Raw genomic sequence first — 20,388 nt, forward strand, 5'->3', positions numbered from 1 at the left:
TCATGGGAATACTTGCGCACCAAAAAGACGTCAGCTGAAAGGATCAGCCAACGTCTGCGTAAAGTCTAATCTTATTTCCTTAATGCCAACGCTCTTTCGATTGTCAGATCGACAATGATCGATTGCGCATCAACGACAGGATACGGATTGTTTTCCGTAAATTCCTCCATCAGTGAAAGCTCTGTACAGCCTAAAACTACGGCTTCACAACCAATGTTTTCCGTTACTTCTTCCAAAATCTCGAAGTAAAGTGCTTGATCCAAATCGCCATTTTCTTTGATGCGATCATAAATCAACGTATTGACTTTCTTTTGGATCGACAGCTTTGGCAGATAAACATCAATGCCTAAAGCCCGCAACTCTTTCTCGTAGATCCCAGCTTTGATGCTGCCTTCTGTTCCCAGCAAAGCGACTTTGCCGGTTATCCCTCGGTCTTTGACCGCTTCTGCAGCAGCACGCGGCATATGCAGAATAGGGATCGGTGTTGCTGCTTGCAACGTCTCAAAGAAATAATGTGCCGTATTGCAGGTCAAGACGATAAAATCAGGCTGCAGTAAATTTTGTTTTTCAATATCATCCAGCAAATAGGGTACTGGATTTTCTAATTGGTCATTCAATATATAAGCGGTTCGGTCAGGAACAGTCGCATGATTGAACAGGACATAATTTAAATAATCTTGGTCTTTGTGGGCTTGGGTTCTTTGGTTCAAGATCCTGACATAACTTTCGGTCGCCATCGTACCCATCCCACCTAAAATACTAAAGAAATTCTCCATCGACTATCCTTCTTTCGTAGAGAAAAATGTTTTGAACCGTTTGTTGTACAGATAAAACATTCTCTTCAACAAGACCCAGCGTTTGAGAGACATATCTTTTTTATAAAAGACAGTCGTTCCCCAACGGTCTTGCGCCAGTAATTTCTTGGCCCGTTCTTTGTCCTCATTTTCTTTGGCATATTCCAAGAAGATATTTTTTGGCACACCCAACCATAGTTTGGATTCGGGTGTATCGGCTTTTCCATAAATAGTATCCGTATATGGTTTGTCAAACACGAGATCTTCTGTCAAAAATTGTGCCAGATTTAAGCCACTCAATGTGATAAAGAAGCTGCTGCGTCCTTGACGCAAGTTGATTTCAAATAATTTGTACTGGCCATCACGTCGGTCATATTTTAGATCAAAGTTGGCAAATCCGACATAATTGATCTCCTTTAAAAACTTACGGATCATTTGATAGATTTGTTGATTCTCATCAGGAATGATCACGACGTAGTTACCAACAGCACCTGGTGTTGGATCTTCTAATAGCGGATGTCCCAACGCCATTACACGGACATCATGGTTTTCATCAACATAGGCATTTAGGACCCGCATGTTGCTGTCATCACCTGGAATAAAATCTTGGACAATCATTTCATCTTCATAGCCCGCTTGATAAATACGAGTGACGATCGTGTCAAACTCTTGTCGATTATCAATAATAAAAGCTTTTTTTCGACCTTCAAAATCCACAGACAGCCACGCGACACTATTGGCCGGTTTCAAGGCCACCGGAAAGTCGAAAGGCAATGCTTCTGTAAATTGACCATCAGTCAACAAGTCTTTCGTTAAGATAAACGTCTTAGGATAGGGCAAACCAAATTCTTCACAGACTTCATAGAAACTAACTTTGTTGATCAGTCGTTTCAATAATGAATAATCATTGGCAATAAATGTGTAATAAGGCTTTAGTGCTTCTTTGTGTTTTGCCAGAAGTTCCGCATAACCATCTCCGCAAGGAATCAGCAAATAGCGTACTTCGGGATCATGATAGGTGGTTTTTGCTAGATCGACCAAAGTATCAAAAAAACCCGGATCATGGTCAAACCCATCGACTTGATTTACTTTCACGATTTTACTGAAGCGCGTTGGGGCCAACTCAGTCCCCGCATAAGCAACTGATTGAATGCCATATGCTTCATGGAAGGCACGTGCCATCCCATATACGTTCATATCACTACCCAATAATATTGGTAGAAACTTGTCCTGACTCATTAAAACCACTCTCTCTTTTGGATACTCTAAATAATATTGTATGAATCGTTCATTTTACAATAGACATATTTTACCACAAAGAAAAAAGCAATCAAAGCATATATCTTTGACTGCTTTCCTCTACTTTGAACGGATAGAACTTATAGGCAGTTTATTCGGTAAGAATATACGTATACCTATTGCTATTCTAACAAATAAATTTTCAAATTCAAGAGGCTTTGTTGAAATGTTTAAATAATTCATAATTGTTTAATAATTAATTAAACTTTAGGATTGTTAATGAAACAATCGAATAATCCTCGGATTTTACAACACTTTTTTCAGATAGTGTCCTGTATAACTTTCCGGTACCGAGGCTATATCTTCTGGTGTACCAGTTGCGAGAATCGTGCCGCCGCCGTCGCCGCCTTCAGGACCTAGATCGATCACATAATCTGCAGATTTGATCACATCTAGATTATGTTCGATCACCAATACCGTATTTCCAGCATCAACAAAACGTTCCAATACTTTTAGCAACCGGGCAATATCATCGGTATGCAGACCTGTGGTTGGTTCATCAAGAATATAGAAACTTTTGCCATTAGAATTTTTGTGCAATTCGCTGGCCAATTTCATTCGTTGCGCTTCTCCCCCTGATAATGTGGTGGCAGGTTGTCCCATGGTCACGTAGCCCAAACCAACATCAACGATCGTTTTCAGTTTGCGATGGATTTTCGGAATATGTTGAAAGAATGCAACGGCATCTTCGACGGTCATGTCCAAAATCTCCGCAATATTTTTTCCTTTGTAATGGACTTCAAGGGTTTCGGAATTGTAACGTTTGCCATGACATACTTCACAAGGAACATAGACATCTGGCAAGAAATGCATTTCGATTTTGATGATACCGTCACCTTTACATGCTTCACAGCGGCCACCTTTGACATTGAAACTAAAGCGGCCTTTTTTATACCCTCGAACTTTGGCTTCATTGGTTTTTGCAAACAAATCTCGGATGTCATCAAAGACACTTGTATAAGTCGCTGGATTGCTTCGTGGTGTCCGTCCAATTGGACTTTGGTCGATATCGATCAATTTTTCGATGTCTTCGAAACCAGTGATCGTTTTAAATTTGCCGGGTTTGTTTGAATTGCGGTTGATTTTTTGTGCCAAAGATTTTTTCAATATCTCATTGACCAACGTTGATTTCCCGGAGCCTGAGACGCCTGTGACAGCAACAAATTTTCCTAATGGGAAATCTACTGAGATATTTTTGAGATTGTTCTCAACTGCGCCGGTGATTCGAATCTGTTTGCCATTGCCGGTTCGGCGTTCAGCAGGTGTCGGAATGTTTCGCTTACCAGATAAATATTGGCCGGTCAGTGATTTTTTGTTTTTGGCTACTTGCGCCGGTGTTCCAGCTGCTACGATCTCACCGCCTGCATGACCTGCACCTGGTCCGACATCGATCAAGTAATCTGCTGCCCGCATGGTGTCTTCGTCATGTTCCACCACGATCAGTGTATTGCCTAGATCTCTCATTTTACGCAACGAGTCCAATAGACGATCATTATCCCGCTGGTGCAGCCCAATCGAAGGCTCATCTAAGATATACAAGACACCAGAAAGATTGGAACCGATTTGGGTTGCTAGGCGAATCCGTTGTGCTTCTCCACCAGATAAGGTTCCAGAAGCCCTACTTAAGGTCAGATAATCCAAACCAACATTTTTTAAGAAACTCAATCGATCATCGACTTCTTTGACGATTGGTTTGGCAATTGTTTGTTCCGATTCTGTCAATGTCAAATCTTCCACGAAAGTCAAGGCGCTGTTGATGGCTAGCTCACTTAACTCGCCAATATGTTTGCCGTTGACTTTGACACATAATGCTTGTGGATTCAAGCGATAGCCTTTACAGGTTTTACAAGTCAATTCTGTCATATATAACCGCATTTGATCACGGGTAAAATCGGAATTGGTTTCATGATAGCGTCGTTTGATATTCGGTAAAATCCCTTCGAAAGCCACCTCAACGTCGCGAACACCGCCAAAATCATTTTCGTAATGAAAATGGAAAATCTCGCCGTTTGAGCCATTCAAAATGATGTCTTTGTGCTCTTCTGGCAATTCTTCAAAAGGTGTATCCATATCGATATTGAATTCCAAACAAGCTTGTTCCAACATTTGCGGATAATATTGTGAACTGATTGGGTTCCACGGCTGCAATGCCCCTTCACGTAATGTTTTCGTGGTATCAGGGATCACTAAATCGGTATCGACTTCTAATTTGATGCCTAACCCATCACAATCCGGACAGGCACCAAAAGGCGCATTGAATGAGAACAATCGCGGCTCTAATTCGCCGACTGTGAAACCACAATAAGGACAAGAATAATGTTCACTGAATAACAACTCTTTTTCACCGATCACATCAACGATCGCATAACCGTCTGCCAATCGTAACGCTGCTTCAAATGAGTCAAACAATCGGGAACGAATCCCTTCTTTGACCACGATACGATCGATAATGATGGCTATATCATGTTTTTTGTTCTTTTCTAATTCTGGCGCTTCTGACACATCATACGTTTCTCCATCAACGCGCATCCGAACATAACCTTCTCTTTGAATTCGTTCAAAGACTTTCTTATGTTGGCCTTTCTTTTGGTTTATCAAGGGGGCCATCAGTTGAATTTTGGTTCTTTCCGGCAATGCCAATACTTCATCTACCATTTGCTCCACAGATTGACTCGTGATCTCAATATGGTCATTGGGGCAGATCGGATGGCCGATCCGTGCATAGAGCAAGCGCAGATAATCATTGATCTCTGTGACAGTTCCGACGGTCGACCGTGGGTTTTTACTGGTGGTTTTTTGATCAATGGAAATTGCCGGACTCAACCCATCAATACTGTCGACATCAGGTTTGTCCATTTGGCCTAAAAATTGACGGGCGTAGGCAGATAGACTCTCGACATACCTTCTCTGTCCTTCCGCATACAAGGTATCAAAGGCCAGGGAACTTTTCCCTGAGCCCGACAAACCTGTCACCACCACCAATTGATCTCGAGGGATCGTGACATCGATATTTTTTAAATTATGGGCACGCGCCCCGTGGATCACGATTTTATCATTTGCCATAATGTATCTCCTTCTAATCTGCTGCTTTTAATTCAAGGATCGTATCCCGTAAAGTAGCTGCAGTTTCAAAATCTAATGCTTTCGCTGCATCTTTCATTTCTTTTTCTAGTTTAAGTAATAATGTCGCTTTTTCTTCACGGGTCAAATCATCATAGGATGCTGTCGTGTATTCACCTGTTTCTTCAGCAACTTTGGTAATAGCGATCAAGTCGCGAATCTCTTTGATGATCGTTTTGGGTTCGATCCCATGCGCTTGATTATATGCTTCTTGAATGCTGCGGCGACGGGATGTTTCATCAATAGCCCGTTGCATAGAATCTGTCATCTTATCCGCATACATGATCACTTTTCCATCTGAGTTCCGCGCCGCTCGGCCAATCGTTTGGACTAACGAACGTTCACTGCGCAAGAATCCTTCTTTATCTGCATCTAAGATCGCTACCAACGACACTTCTGGCACATCGATTCCTTCACGCAACAAGTTGATCCCGATCAAGACATCGAATTCGCCTAATCGCAGGTCGCGGATGATCTCAGTACGTTCCAATGTTTTGATATCGCTATGCAAGTACTTGACTTTGATGCCTAATTCTTTGAAATAATCCGTCAAATCTTCGGCCATCTTTTTCGTCAAGGTTGTCACAAAGACCCGCTGATTCAATTCGACGCGTTCATTGATTTCTCCCACCAGATCATCGATCTGCCCCATGATCGGTCGAACCTCAACGATAGGATCTAATAGGCCGGTTGGTCGAATGATTTGTTGGACGACTGTATCGGTTTGATCGTATTCGTAGGGACCAGGTGTTGCAGAGACATAGACGATTTGATTGACATGTTCCTCAAATTCTTCCAATCTTAACGGACGGTTATCCAACGCGGAGGGCAAACGGAATCCATAGTCGACTAGCATTTGCTTCCGTGCGCGGTCGCCATTATACATACCGCGGATCTGCGGCATGGTCACGTGGGATTCATCGATCACCAGCAAGAAGTCATCTGGGAAGAAATCCAGCAGTGTATATGGCGGCTCGCCTTCTTTACGGCCGTCCATATGGCGAGAATAGTTTTCGATCCCCGATGTATAACCCATCTCCCGCATCATTTCGATATCATAATTGGTTCGTTGCTCCAATCGCTGAGCTTCTAATAATTTGTTCTCATCTCGCAAAACCTTCAATCGTGCATCCAACTCGCTTTGGATCGTTGCGATCGCGTGCTCCATGTGATCTTCGTTGGTCACAAAGTGCGTGGCCGGGAAAATCGACACATGTTCTGTATCGCTGAGTATTTCTCCAGTCAACGCATCGACTTCTCGAATACGGTCGATTTCATCACCAAAAAATTCCACACGCAAAGCCCGCTCATCTCTTGAGGCTGGGAAAATTTCCACCACGTCCCCCCGGACCCGAAATCGGCCACGTTGAAAATCGATATCGTTGCGTTCGAACTGGATATCGATCATCTCTTTTAATAATTGATCCCGAGATTTCTCCATTCCGACACGCAAAGAAACAACCTGACGGGCGTATTCGATTGGCGAACCCAAACCAAAGATGCAGGAGACAGACGCCACAACGATCACGTCATTGCGTTCCAGCAAAGAACTTGTAGCGGAATGGCGTAATTTGTCGATTTCATCATTGACACTTGAATCTTTTTCGATATAGGTATCGCTAGAAGGGACATACGCTTCTGGTTGATAGTAATCGTAGTAGCTGACAAAATATTCAACAGCATTATTGGGGAAAAAATCTTTGAATTCACCATACAATTGACCAGCCAAAGTTTTATTGTGGGCAATGATCAATGTCGGTTTATTGACCTCTTTGATCAAATTGGATACTGTGTAGGTTTTCCCAGTACCTGTAGCCCCCAATAAAATTTGGGCTTTTTTGCCGCCGACGACACCATCCACCAATTGATGGATCGCTTCTGGTTGGTCACCAGCTGGTTGATATTTTGAAACCAAATCAAACTCGTGGGAAGTTGTTCTTTCGATCATCTTCATTCCCCCTCACATATTCTAAAGGATGACAAAAAAAGAAAAAACGCCATCGCTTTTCCACAAATAATTATACCATACCGAACATACTTTCGCTATCATTTGCTTTATTGTTTTCAGCAGGTTAACAGATACTTAAGATGTTATCATTTCTCACATTGAATGTCAGAATTACATCACTTTGTCACGATTTTTTTCTTAAAAGCTTGTGTGTTGCCTGAAAAATTCATATAATCTATAAATACGTTACAGCTAAAGGGGGAATTTTCTTGAACAGAAAACATAGAGCCTTCGCTTTAGTTGCGCTGATCATCAGTTTCTTTGCTTTTTCAGCAAAGTCAGCCAACGCGGAGGAAACAACGTATAAAATAGGAACGGATTTAACATTTGCGCCCTTCGAATTTCAAAATGAAAACAACGAATATGTTGGGATCGATATTGATTTACTGAATGCTATCGCAGAGGATCAGGGATTCGCTGTTGATTTGCGTCCTTTAGGGTTCGATTCATCCATTCAAGGTGTACAATCAAATCAATTGGATGGCATGATCGCTGGGATGAGTATTACCGATGAGCGTAAAGAAACCTTTGATTTCTCAGATCCATATTTCGACAGCGGGATCCAAATGGCTGTGGCTGCTGATAACGACAGCATCACAAGCTATGACGATTTGTCAGGAGAAACCGTCGGTGCGAAAGTCGGCACAGAGAGTGCGCGTTTCTTAGAAGAAAACAGAGACAAGTATGGCTATAGTATCAAGAATTATGATGATGCCAGCGGATTGTATGGTGCTGTCCGCAATGGCACAGTTGTGGCGATCTTTGATGATTACCCTGTTCTAGGGTATGCCATCAACAATGGAGAAGCCATGAAGTTGATTGGTGAACCAGAAGCTGGTGCTTCTTACGGATTTGCGGTCAAAAAAGGCCAAAATGCTGAACTATTGGAAAAGTTCAATGCTGGACTTGCCCATCTGAAAGAATCAGGCGAATATGATCAAATCGTTGCAACATACATCAGTACAGCAGATAGTTCCGCGACTGATGATAGCGAAATGGTCAAAGTAGAACCAAAAAAAGATGTCTACAAAATTGCTAGCGACTCCGCGTTCGCACCCTTTGAATTCCAAAATGAAGACAATGAATATGTCGGTATCGACGTCGATTTATTGACAAGAGCTGCCGAAATGCAAGGCTTCAATATTGAATTTAATTTCATCGGTTTCTCAGGTGCCTTGCAAGCGTTAGACGGCAACCAAGCCGATGGCATGATCGCTGGGATGAGTATCACAGATGAGCGAAAAGCCTCTTATGACTTTTCAGATTCTTACTTTGAAAGCGGGATTCAATTAGCTGTCAAAGAAGGCAATGAAGATATTTCTTCCTATGAAGATCTAGATGGCAAAACTGTCGGTGCAAAAGTCGGTACGGAAAGTGCTGATTTCTTGATCGCAAACGAAGATAAATACGGCTACGCTATTAAATATTACGATGCAGCTGATCAATTGTATGCAGCAGTCAGCGGCGGCCAGATCGATGCCATGATGGATGATTATCCAGTGATTGGCTACGCCATTGCGCAAGGTCAAAAATTGACCACGCCGATTGAAAAGGAAACCGGCGGCCAATACGGTTTTGCAGTCAAAAAGGGCCAAAATCCTGAGTTGATCGAGATGTTTAATGAAGCGTTAAAAGAAATGAAACGAACGGGTGAGTATGATCAGATCGTCGGCAAATATATCCAAGATGGTTCTGCCACTGAGAAAAAAGTCGATGAATCAACGATCACTGGTTTGATCAGCAACAATTACGGGGTTTTACTAAAAGGTTTGTGGCAAACATTGCTGCTCGCATTGATTTCATTTGCCTTAGCTTTAGTGATTGGGATCATATTAGGCCTCTTTAGTGTTTCGCCAATCAAAGCACTGCGGGTCTTTGCAGGGATTTATGTAGATATCATTCGTGGTATTCCTATGATGGTATTGGCCTTCTTTATCTTCTTTGGTCTTTCCGATGCTATCGGTATCACCATTCCGGACTTTGCAGCTGGGGTGATCACATTGACCTTGAATGCCAGTGCATATATTGCCGAGATCGTTCGTGGCGGGATCAACGCCGTACCAAATGGACAAATGGAAGCCTCCCGTAGTTTGGGCATGACCTATACGCGTACGATGCAAAAAATCGTGCTGCCGCAAGCCATCAAAATCATGATTCCGTCTTTTGTAAATCAATTCGTGATTTCCTTGAAAGACACCACGATCATTTCTGTTATTGGTGTGGTAGAACTATTGCAAACCGGTAAAATCATCGTTGCCCGTACGACACAAAGTACGTATGTCTACTTGATCATCGCAGTCATGTATCTTGTGGTTATCACTGCTTTAACGAAACTTGCCAAAGTTTTAGAAAAGAAGGTGAAGTAAGATGAAAGAAAAAATCTTAGTTGAAAATTTAGTCAAAAAATTTGGCAGCAATACAGTCTTGAATGATATCAATGTATCCATCGAAGAAGGCGAAGTGGTCTGTGTGATTGGTCCTTCTGGTTCCGGTAAATCAACTTTCTTACGTTGTTTGAATCGATTAGAGGAACCGACTAGCGGCGATATTATTATCGATGGCGCTCATTTGATGGATAAAAATACCAATATCAACGCTGTTCGCCAGCATATCGGAATGGTATTCCAGCATTTCAACCTCTTCCCTCATTTATCTGTGTTGGAAAATATTATTTTAGCACCAATGGATCTTAAAAAATCGACACGCAAAGAAGCGGAAGCAGATGCTGTTCGTTTATTAGAAACTGTCGGCCTTGCGGATAAAAAGGATATGTATCCGGACAATCTTTCCGGCGGACAAAAACAACGGGTCGCCATTGCTCGGGCATTGGCCATGAATCCGGATGTGATGTTGTTCGATGAACCAACCTCTGCCCTTGACCCAGAAATGGTCGGCGATGTCTTGAATGTCATGAAAAAGTTAGCGAAACAAGGCATGACGATGGTTATCGTGACCCATGAAATGGGATTTGCCAAAGAAGTAGCCAATCGAGTGATGTTTATCGATGGCGGAAACTTCTTAGAAGACGGCACACCAGAGCAGATCTTCTCCAATCCAAAGAACGAACGAACCAAAGATTTCTTAGACAAAGTATTGAATATTTGATCATAAAAATAGCGACCGCCAAAAGTTAGATTTTTAGTCTAACTTTTGGCGGTCGCTTCACTTTTGGGCATGTTTTTTGTTTGAATCGTCTGTTAAGTCTTCTGCTTCTTATTTTTATAGTATATATACACTGCCACAGACTAAAAGCAATACGATAGTTGGATAAATCAATTCTTTCAGCCAACTTTTGTCTCGCCAGGACAAAAGAGCAATACCTATGATACAAATGATCAACAGGATAGGATTGAATAGATAATAAAAAAATCCATTTCCAGCAGCCGCATCACCTGGCCTATCAACAAGAGAAACAGTAAGATTTGTAATGGTCGAAAACAAAAATCGGATGCATGCAAAATAGAACAAATAGAGTAAGCTATATCCTTTTATGATGATTGACAGTATATGCCCATCATGATCCATTTTTTTCATATATATTATCCTCCTATCGTGATTACTTGTTGTATCACTACATCTTGGACTTGTCTTACTTGCACGCGCATGATCATGGATCCTTGTTTTTGCAGCCAGTCAGCCAGTTCTGTGCCGGTACCGGTGAGCAACACCGCATGTACCTTCACACCATTTTCTTCAACATAGCTTTGCAGATCTTGAAAATCGTGTAGTTGAATCGGATGAAGGCTATTACTAAGGAAACGCATATTTTCATCACTATCCCAGCCTAGATTGCGATAAGTATCGAAATGATCATTCAGGTAGGCGATCCCTTCTTCTACTGCTGTCAAAACTTGCTGATCATAATTGTTTGCTGATACTTGTTGTACCATCGCATCAGAATAGCCAAAGTTGCTGCCCGACTGATAAGCAATCGTATAATGCTGGACAGTCAAATCTCCAACGATTTCCCTGACTGAACTTGGGGTTTGGTCATTTTTTAAGGTAGCGGCTAGCGTCACTTGCTTCAAATCACCTAATCCAGTCAAATAATCGACTAAATCATCATAGGTGTTGACTTGCTGATTAGGGTCATACATATTTGCAGAAAACGCATAGGCATTCAAATCATTACTGGCCACCTGAGTTTGTGTACGCTGATCAAATAAAAAGCGATTGCGTAAGGTATAGATTACCTGTTCTTGATTGCTGTTTTTGGCTATGAGTGGATAGAAATCGTCTTTGCCTAGGAAACGCAGAGACGCTTGCTGATTAAAAGAATCATAGTGCAAATTTTCTTGTCCCATCTCATACCACAAGTAACGATATTTTTCGAGCGCATCCTCCCGCAGATAATCTTGATACGCATATAAGTTGACCACAGATGGCAGACTTTGATAATCAACATCTTCCCGAGGAACCCACCGATAATATGCAGCTGGAACCATAAAAGAAAGAATCAATGCCACCAGACTAAAAAATAGAAAATGGTAAATCAACAACCAACCAAAGCGCTGTTTCGATCGAAGTACTGTTTTTTGCAACTGCTTATACTCTTTTGCTTTCATTCCTTCACCTGCTTTTTGATTTTTTGTCGTGCTTGAAAAATACGTGATTTGATCGTACTTTCTTTGACGCCGATGATCGCCGCAATTTCTTGATACGAATATCCTCTGATGGACAAGATAAGCGGACGTCTCAATTTGTCTGACAACCGATTGATCGCATCGATCAACGCCGTGTCACTAATTGCTTTTTGATTGAACGGCAGATCATCGCTTGCCAGTGTTGCTAGATCTTCAACGCCAACACTGATCTTTTTCCGCCGATAATGGTCATACAAAGTGAATTTAGCGATGGTAAACAACCATGATTCAAAATGATCCGGCTGTCTTTTTGGCAAGGCCAATACTACTTTCAAAAACACTTCTTGGGTCAAATCTTCTGCGATGTAACGATCTTTCACCCTTTGAATAAAATAGTATTGGATGCGATCGTAATAGTTTTGAATCAGCTCCTCCAACACTATCCCTCCCCCGTTACCTATATAGACGATCGAACAAGCAAAAAGTTGCAAAAAAGATTTTTATTTACAGTATACCAATCATTTAGATGATTTCATTCTGGGTACAAAAAAAACTGTATATTTGTTGAACAAATATACAGCAAGATCATTCTATTTATTTTATTGTACGCTAGTTTTATAGAAGCGCAAGTCTACGCAAATACCGTCGACCATTGTGCTCTTTGATCCAAAAATTCTTGTGCCAACGCTTGTGCCCCGCTTAGGGTATGGTTGGCTGCCCATCCACACTGGATCTCGTTGCTAGCTGGAACTTCAGTCGCTGTGAGAATATCTTTCATCGTTGCTTCTAAAACATTCAATATTTCATCATAGTTCTCATGATTCAACACGGTTAAATAGAAACCTGTTTGACACCCCATTGGTGACCAGTCTACGATATAATCTGCGTGATTGCGGATCAATTCTGCCGTCAAATGTTCCAGTGAATGCAAACTAGCCATGTCCATATGCGCTTTGTTCGGTTGCTTGAACCGGACATCATATTTGATGATCGTGTCATTTTTCCCTTGCTTCTTGTCTGCTACCCGCACATAGGGGGCTTTGACTAACGTATGATCTAAATTAAAACTCTCAACATTCATTTTCATTCTGTGATTGCTCCTTATTCTTTGATGGCTTCGATCAACCAAACGAAGGCATTGATTTGCTTGAACCGGATACGAAAACCATGATGGCGAAAATATCGGTCTATATCAGGAATCAGCGGATAATACTCTCGTTCCAGATCTTCAGACAATCGTATATACCCTTGCTGGTGGGCTTGCCGAATGGTCGCAGCTTTGTGATCCAAAGACAAAAACATGGTGTCCCCAAAGATGACTTTGCCGCCAACTGGCAGCATGGTTGCATATTTGGCAATTGCCCGTTGCTTCTCCTCTTCATTCAAATGATGAAAGACATAGCTGGAAACGATCGAATCAAATGATTCAGAAAGGACAGGAAAAGTTTCCATATCTCCATCAATAAAGGTCACATGCTTGAGGGCGGCTTTTTCTTGTGCCACTTCTCGCATGTCTTCGGAAGGTTCGATTGCCACCACAGTCTTGCCTCTTTGCACCAGTGCTAGGGTCAGGTTGCCGGTTCCACTTCCAAATTCTAACACAGATTCGCTGGCTTTTTCAGCAATTTCTGCCAACAAGTCATGATAATTCAAAAATACCTCTTGATACTCTGGATCTGCGCCTGTGACTGTGTCATCATAGCTTCTGGCCCATTCTTTAAAGATTGGCATAAATTCCCGTCCCATCTTTATTCACCTGCTTTCTGCAGTGCAGTGTCTAAATCTGCCAATAAGTCATCCACATATTCGATTCCAACAGACAAGCGAATCAAGCCATCCTTGATGCCAGCTTGCTCTCTGAGTGCTTTCGGAATTGACGCATGGGTCATAATTGCGGGAACTTCGATCAAACTTTCCACCCCGCCTAGACTTTCAGCTAATGTAAATACGCGCAATGCTTCAACAAACGAGGCAACTTGGGCTTCTTTTTTCAACTCAAATGAAATCATGCCGCTGAAACCAGTCATTTGTTTGCGTGCGATATCGTGGTCTTTATGATCGGCTAATCCAGGATAATACACATGAGCAACTGCTGGATGTTCCACCAAAAACTGTGCGACTTGCAGTGCATTGCTTTGATGCGCTTCCATGCGCAATGCCAACGTTTTGATACTACGTTGGATCAACCAACTATCATGCGGTCCCAAGACACCCCCAACGGCATTTTGGATAAAGCCAACTTGCTTGGCAACCGCTTCATCTTTGACGATGGCTAAGCCTGCGACAACATCACTATGACCACCCAGATATTTCGTGGCACTATGGATGACGATATCGGCGCCTAATTGCAATGGTTTTTGGAAATACGGCGTGGCAAAAGTATTGTCGACGATTGTCAATAAGCCGTGCTCTTTTGCTATTTCTGCCACCCTTGCAATATCTGTGATCTTCAGCAATGGATTGGTTGGCGTTTCTAAAAAGACGGCTTTTGTTTCAGGCTCGATCGCTGCAGCGATCGTTTCTGGTTTATTGGTTTCTACTAGGGTATAACGCAATCCGCTTTTTTCAAAGACTTGATGCAATAAGCGAAATGTTCCGCCATATACATCATCTCCCAATATGATATGGTCGCCAGAACGGAACATGGAAAAAATGGTATGGGTCGCTGCCAACCCAGAAGCAAAAGCAAAGCCTTGGTAGCCGCCTTCCAATTCTTTGATCAATTCCTCAAGGGCAAATCTCGTCGGATTACCTGATCGACTGTATTCATATTGTTTCGGTTGACCGACACCATTTTGGCGATAAGTAGATGTTTGATAAATTGGTACACTGACTGCCCCGGTTTCTTGGTCTTCGCTAATGCCGCCATGAATCAATTTTGTATTAAAGTGCATGTTCATTTCCTCCTTCAACGTATAGGTCTGAACGACCTTCATAAATCTGTTTTGATAAATAACGGTCTCCGCTATCTGGGAATAAGGTCACGATCTGGCTTCCAGCAGGTAAGCGCCAGCTTTCTTTCACTGCCGATGCCATTGCTGCACCACTGGAACTGCCCACAAGCAGCCCATACGCTTTGGCTAGATGACGGGTGAAGCGAAAGCCTTCCTCATCACTGATCGTATCAACCGTATCAATGGACAACTGATCGAAAAATCGGGGCACAAATTCCACACCAATACCTTCGATTTCGTGGCCGTGCCCTGGGCCGCCATTCAAAATCGAGCCTTCTGGTTCAACTGCGATCAAACGAATGTTGGCCTTTTGCTTCAACAAATAGGCAGACACACCTGCAAAGGTGCCACCGCTGCCGACACCAGCAACAAAACTGTCGATTTTCCCATGTAATGCTTGGAAAATCTCCGGTCCCAGTGTACTGCTGTATGCAGCAGGATTTTTTTCATTATGAAATTGCAAAGGCAAATAGCTGTTCGGTATGTCTTTCGCTAAGGCTTTGGCTTTTTCGATCGCACCTTGAATGCCATCTTCAGTCGCTGTATGCACGATTTGCGCGCCTAAGCCGCGAATCAACTGCTGCTTCTCTACGCTAAATTTCTCTGGGATCACAAAAATCATTTTCAACCCATATTCAAGACCCGCTAACGCCATACCGATACCCGTATTGCCAGCTGTCGGTTCGATGATTGTCGTATGACGATCAATTTCACCGTCAAGAAAGGCTTGATGGATCAGTTTTAACCCCAAACGATCTTTGATACTGCCTCCTGGATTGAGATACTCTAATTTGGCAAAAATCTGACTGCCAGGTTTGCCTCCTAGGGCAGCCGCATCAAATGCAAATAATGGTGTGTTGCCAATCAATTCTTTGATATTCTTAATGATCATACTGGCACTCCTTACGATTCGTGTATTGATAGTTTATGTCCGTCCACATAAATCGTCATCTATGTAAGCGGTTATGAAAGGCAAACAAAAAGAGGTACTGACTATTAAATCAGTACCCCTGGTATCGTCGTATTATCCGGATAATTAGACACTATCTATCAACATTCAATAGGTGTCCACGACAAAGGAACTATTAATAGGCATGACAAATCGGTATGCTGCTTTTTGCACCATACAACAACAACATGAAATGTGAACGTTGATGTTTGTCATGAGTAGTTCCCTCCTTTTTTTGCTTGTACTCAAAATAGCACGACTGAAAACACTTGTCAAATCATTTTTTCAAGAGATCGATATGAACAGACCTCTTTGATTAAAAATAACAAAAATGATTATCTTGGATAGTAACTTGATACATAAGCATCCACTGCTTTCAATGCGGCAACCACATCTTCTGGTGTAACGGGAAATGGCATATTGTGGATCGTTTCTCCTTCGATACAGGCTTGTTCGCCAATTTGCAGCAAATCAGCATTGCTTGCTTCAGACAAGAACATGTCACTTAACGTTGTCGGTAAATCTAACGCTTGATACAATTCGATATACGCATCCAGTTCATCAGGATCTGCATTTTCCAAGATCAATTGTGTCAACGTCCCATAGGCTACTTTCTCCCCATGAGAAAGAGAATGGACTTCGCCTTCTACTGCGGTCAACCCATTATGAATGGCATGGGCTGCTGCTAATCCAGCACTTTCGAAACCTAAGCCGCTTAATAATGTGTTGGCTTCAACGATTTGCTCAAAGGCTTCAGTCACTACTTGCTGTTGATTGGCTTGATAGGCTTTCAATGCATTGTCAAATAGAATCTCTTCACATTTTTCAGCAATGGCCATTCCAGCAATCGGCTGCATTCCCCCAACCATATTCTCACTATGACTTCTAGCCACTGCTCGTGCTTCAACATACGTTGCTAAGGCATCAGCAATACCCGCTGCCAATAATTTCGCAGGTGCTTTCGCGATCACTGACGTATCAACTAAGACCAATTCAGGATTTTTGTTGTAAAAACGATACTTTTCGAAGCGGCCTTCATCTGAATAAATAACAGACAGTGACGAAGTTGGCGCATCTGTCGACGCAATCGTCGGCAACACAGCAATGGGTACATGCAATTCATCGGCAACAGCTTTTCCAGTATCGATCGTTTTGCCGCCGCCTAACGCAGCGATCACTTCGATTGATTCATCTTGGGCTTTTTCCACGATGCGTTCAATTTCTTTTGCAGAAGCTTCACCGCCAAAAATTTCTTTGACTGGTGACAAATCAGCGCTTTTCAAATCTTCAAATAAAGTTTCACCAGCGATTTCCCAGACGTTCTCATCTGTTAACAGCAGGACTTTTTGACCGAGATCCTTGATATGGTGTAAGCCATTTTTCAGCACACCTTTCCCTTGTACATAACGCGACGGACTAGCAAAAATTCGTTCCATATATGTTCCTCCTTCATTTGATCTACTTCCATTGTGACATAGGTAGCAAGCGATTTCAAAAAATATACTCAAAAAAAGTGCAATTCAAATCTCAATGATCTGAATTGCACGACGACATTATTTCTTTTTCCCGCCAAAAGCATCTTTCATTTTATCAAAAAAACCTTCTGGTTGTTGCTCGGTTGTTTCATGTCCGCTGGCTTTGGCATAAGCCCGCAAGGCATCTTTTTGTTCATCATTCAAGTTCTTCGGTGTGATCAATTTGACCTTGACTTGTTGATCACCATTGCCGCCCCCTCGCAAGCGAGGTGCGCCTTTCCCCCGTAAACGGAAATTCGTGCCCGTTTGGGTGCCGGCCGGAACTTTCAGCTTCACATTGCCATGAACAGTAGGTACGTTGACTTCATCGCCTAATGCAGCTTGGACAAAGTTCAGTGGCAGTTCATAATAAATCTCCGACCCATCACGGTCAAAAATATCACTTTCTTCGACACGGAAAATCACATATAGATCTCCGTAAGGACCACCATTCGTCCCGGCTTCACCTTGCCCGGATAAGCGCATTTGTTGACCGTCTTCGACACCTGCAGGAACATTGACTTTGACATTGTGATTTTTCTTTTCATGACCTGTTCCGTGACATGTCGTACATGGTTCTTTGATTTCTTTCCCAGTCCCATGACATACATCACAAGTTTGACGGCTCATCACACGACCAAGTGGCGTTTGGCGTTCAACATTGATCGTTCCGCCACCATGACACTTGTGACAGGTTTCAGGTGATGTCCCTGGTTTTGCCCCGCTGCCATCACACGTATGACAGGTTTCTTCTCGATTGTATTGCACATTTTTTTCGATGCCAAAAATGGCTTCCTCGAAAGAAAGATCCACAGCATATTGCAAGTCAGCGCCTTGACGAGGTGCATTTGGGTTGGCTGCACGGCCACCGCCGCCGCCAAAGAATGATTCGAAAATGTCTTCAAATCCGCCAAAACCACCGCCGGAAAAACCGCCGCTGTTGAAGCCGCCGAAGCCGCCGCCATATCCGCCGCCGTAATTCGGATCAGTACCTGCATGCCCGTATTGATCATAGGCTGCACGTTTTTGTGCATCGCTTAAAATTTCATAGGCCTCAGAGATCTCTTTAAATTTTGCTTCTGCATCATCTGCTTTGTTGATGTCTGGATGATATTGTTTAGAAAGCTTGCGATATGCTTTCTTGATTTCATCATCCGAAGCCCCTTTTTGTAGACCTAAGACCTCATAGTAATCTCTTTTGTCTGCCATCGGCTTCCCTCCACTATTTTCTCACGTCTATCGTATTTTAGCACATATCGCTTCGGATAAAAATACGTTTCTTTCATTCATAAGAAAAAGCCAAAGTGGTGACTTTGGCTTTTTCACAAACAGCGATTATTTATCGTCACCGTCTACTTCTTCGAAATCGGCGTCAACCACATCGTCTGCGCCGCCTTGTGCAGCTTCTGGATTTTCTTGTGCTTGTTGTTGTGCTGCTTGTTCATATAATTTGACCGTCAAGTTTTGGACGATTTCATTCAATGAATCACGTTTGGTTTTCATTTCTTCCAAATTATTGGCTTCAACAGCAGCTTTCAATTCGTCACGAGCTTCTTCAGCTTTTTTGACTTCATCTGCATCTACTTTGCCTTCAAGCTCTTTCAATGTTTTATCAACAGTGAACAACAAAGCATCGACATCGTTGCGCAAGTCAACTTCTTCTTTGCGTTGTTTGTCTGCTTCCGCATTGGCTTCTGCATCTTTCACCATGCGTTCGATTTCTTCATCTGATAAGCCTGAAGATGATTTGATGGTGATTTTTTGTTCTTTTTGGGTACCTAGATCTTTTGCAGAAACATTGACGATCCCGTTTTTATCAATATCGAATGTGACTTCGATTTGAGGAATCCCACGAGGTGCTGGTGGAATATCCGTTAATTGGAATCTACCTAGTGTCTTGTTATCAGAAGCCATTGGCCGTTCACCTTGCAAGACATGGATGTCTACAGCAGGTTGATTGTCAGCAGCTGTTGAGAAGACTTGAGATTTACTTGTTGGGATCGTTGTATTGCGATCGATCAATTTCGTGAAGACTGAACCCATTGTCTCGATACCTAAAGATAGTGGGGTTACGTCTAATAACACGACATCTTTGACATCACCGGTGATCACGCCACCTTGGATCGCTGCACCCATGGCAACAACTTCATCCGGGTTAACTGATTTGTTTGGTTCTTTATTGGTTTCTTTACGCACAGCGTCAACGACAGCTGGAATACGTGTTGAGCCACCGACTAAAATCACTTCGTCGATTTCTGATTGAGATAAGCCAGCATCTTTCAATGCTTGACGTACTGGAATTTTTGTCCGTTCTACGAGATCAGCAGTCAATTCATCAAATTTTGCACGCGTCAATGTCATTTCCATATGCAATGGACCTGCATCACCTGCTGTGATAAATGGTAAGCTGATTTGTGTGCTTGTTACGCCTGACAAATCTTTTTTGGCTTTTTCCGCAGCGTCTTTCAAACGTTGCAAGGCCATTTTGTCTTTGCCTAAGTCAATGCCGTTTTCTTTTTTGAATTCAGCAACCATGTGATCAATGATTTTATTATCAAAGTCATCCCCACCTAAGTTGTTGTCGCCGGCAGTAGACAATACATCAAATACACCATCGCCTAATTCAAGGATGGATACGTCAAATGTACCACCACCTAAGTCAAATACTAGGATTTTTTCGTCTTTGTCTGTTTTGTCTAAACCATATGCCAATGCTGCAGCTGTTGGTTCATTGACGATCCGCTCAACTTCCAACCCAGCGATTTTACCCGCATCTTTGGTTGCTTGACGTTGTGCATCGTTGAAATATGCAGGAACAGTGATGACTGCTTTTTCAACTTTTTCGCCTAAATAGTCTTCAGCAAAGCCTTTGATGTATTGCAGTACCATTGCTGAAACTTCTTGCGGTGTATAGGTTTTGCCATCTACTTCTACTTTGTAGCCAGCTTCGCCCATATGACGTTTGATAGAAGAAATCGTGTGTGGGTTTGTCACTGCTTGACGTTTTGCCACTTCACCTACTTGGATCTCACCATTTTTGAATGACACAACAGACGGTGTTGTCCGATTTCCTTCTGGGTTTGTGATGATTTTTGCTTCGCCGCCTTCAAGAACAGCGACTGCTGAGTTTGTTGTTCCTAAGTCAATACCGATAATTTTACTCATGT

Annotated in this window: 16 protein-coding genes; 2 read left to right on the plus strand and 14 right to left on the minus strand. The window is 42.5% G+C overall.

Translation table 11 applies throughout. The features are described 5' to 3' along the window. Window positions 1-71: 71 nt before the first annotated feature. From AEQ18_RS10450 to uvrB, 4 genes are all read right to left on the minus strand, one after another. Complete coding sequence (locus AEQ18_RS10450; protein WP_054116286.1) at window positions 72-776, minus strand: amino acid racemase; 705 nt, start codon at window positions 774-776, stop codon at window positions 72-74. A gap of 3 nt (window positions 777-779) precedes the next feature. Beyond that, window positions 780-2,033: a carboxylate--amine ligase gene (locus AEQ18_RS10455; protein ID WP_054116287.1), complete on the minus strand. Its 1,254-nt coding sequence runs from the start codon at window positions 2,031-2,033 to the stop codon at window positions 780-782. Between the two features lie 306 nt (window positions 2,034-2,339). Next, window positions 2,340-5,156 carry an excinuclease ABC subunit UvrA gene (uvrA, locus tag AEQ18_RS10460; RefSeq protein ID WP_054116288.1) on the minus strand — a complete coding sequence of 939 codons (2,817 nt, stop codon included), beginning with the start codon at window positions 5,154-5,156 and terminating at the stop codon, window positions 2,340-2,342. 13 nt (window positions 5,157-5,169) lie between these two features. Continuing rightward, window positions 5,170-7,161 carry an excinuclease ABC subunit UvrB gene (uvrB, locus tag AEQ18_RS10465; RefSeq protein ID WP_054116289.1) on the minus strand — a complete coding sequence of 664 codons (1,992 nt, stop codon included), beginning with the start codon at window positions 7,159-7,161 and terminating at the stop codon, window positions 5,170-5,172. A 269-nt stretch (window positions 7,162-7,430) separates the two neighbouring features. Here uvrB and AEQ18_RS10470 point away from each other — a divergent pair, with 269 nt between their 5' ends. Then, on the plus strand, window positions 7,431-9,587 hold the full coding sequence (locus AEQ18_RS10470) for an amino acid ABC transporter substrate-binding protein/permease (protein ID WP_054116290.1): 2,157 nt from the start codon (window positions 7,431-7,433) through the stop codon (window positions 9,585-9,587). Window position 9,588: 1 nt separating this feature from the next. Then, window positions 9,589-10,326, plus strand: a complete 738-nt coding sequence (locus AEQ18_RS10475) for an amino acid ABC transporter ATP-binding protein (RefSeq protein ID WP_054116291.1) — start codon at window positions 9,589-9,591, stop codon at window positions 10,324-10,326. A 114-nt stretch (window positions 10,327-10,440) separates the two neighbouring features. On the opposite strand, the gene AEQ18_RS10480 is transcribed toward AEQ18_RS10475, so the two are convergent. From AEQ18_RS10480 to dnaK, 10 genes are all read right to left on the minus strand, one after another. Beyond that, window positions 10,441-10,755: a hypothetical protein gene (locus tag AEQ18_RS10480; RefSeq protein ID WP_054116292.1), complete on the minus strand. Its 315-nt coding sequence runs from the start codon at window positions 10,753-10,755 to the stop codon at window positions 10,441-10,443. A gap of 5 nt (window positions 10,756-10,760) precedes the next feature. Continuing rightward, the gene (locus AEQ18_RS10485) at window positions 10,761-11,786 is read right to left on the minus strand and encodes a hypothetical protein (RefSeq protein WP_054116293.1); all 1,026 of its coding nucleotides are present in this window, start codon (window positions 11,784-11,786) and stop codon (window positions 10,761-10,763) included. Further along, entirely contained in the window at window positions 11,783-12,244 is a 462-nt protein-coding gene (locus AEQ18_RS10490; protein WP_054116294.1) for an RNA polymerase sigma factor, read from the minus strand. Before AEQ18_RS10490 ends, AEQ18_RS10485 begins: the two co-directional genes overlap by 4 nt. Window positions 12,245-12,435: 191 nt before the next feature. After that, window positions 12,436-12,891, minus strand: a complete 456-nt coding sequence (locus AEQ18_RS10495) for an S-ribosylhomocysteine lyase (RefSeq protein WP_054116295.1) — start codon at window positions 12,889-12,891, stop codon at window positions 12,436-12,438. Between the two features lie 14 nt (window positions 12,892-12,905). Beyond that, window positions 12,906-13,550, minus strand: coding sequence for a class I SAM-dependent DNA methyltransferase (locus AEQ18_RS10500; protein WP_054116296.1), 645 nt, complete (start codon window positions 13,548-13,550; stop codon window positions 12,906-12,908). Window positions 13,551-13,552: 2 nt separating this feature from the next. Beyond that, complete coding sequence (locus tag AEQ18_RS10505; protein WP_054116297.1) at window positions 13,553-14,698, minus strand: cystathionine gamma-synthase; 1,146 nt, start codon at window positions 14,696-14,698, stop codon at window positions 13,553-13,555. Continuing rightward, entirely contained in the window at window positions 14,688-15,650 is a 963-nt protein-coding gene (locus AEQ18_RS10510) for a PLP-dependent cysteine synthase family protein (protein ID WP_054116298.1), read from the minus strand. The genes AEQ18_RS10505 and AEQ18_RS10510 overlap by 11 nt, the downstream gene beginning before the upstream one ends. Before the next feature lie 392 nt (window positions 15,651-16,042). Next, window positions 16,043-17,143: a glycerol dehydrogenase gene (locus AEQ18_RS10515; RefSeq protein ID WP_054116299.1), complete on the minus strand. Its 1,101-nt coding sequence runs from the start codon at window positions 17,141-17,143 to the stop codon at window positions 16,043-16,045. A gap of 117 nt (window positions 17,144-17,260) precedes the next feature. Then, complete coding sequence (dnaJ, locus tag AEQ18_RS10520) at window positions 17,261-18,430, minus strand: molecular chaperone DnaJ (protein WP_054116300.1); 1,170 nt, start codon at window positions 18,428-18,430, stop codon at window positions 17,261-17,263. A gap of 126 nt (window positions 18,431-18,556) precedes the next feature. Beyond that, a complete protein-coding gene (gene dnaK / locus AEQ18_RS10525; protein WP_054116301.1) occupies window positions 18,557-20,386 on the minus strand; it encodes a molecular chaperone DnaK in 1,830 nt (609 codons plus the stop codon). Window positions 20,387-20,388 lie beyond the last annotated feature (2 nt).

The sequence above is a fragment of the Enterococcus sp. RIT-PI-f genome, from assembly GCF_001297065.1.
In the GTDB taxonomy this organism is placed as follows: domain Bacteria; phylum Bacillota; class Bacilli; order Lactobacillales; family Enterococcaceae; genus Enterococcus_D.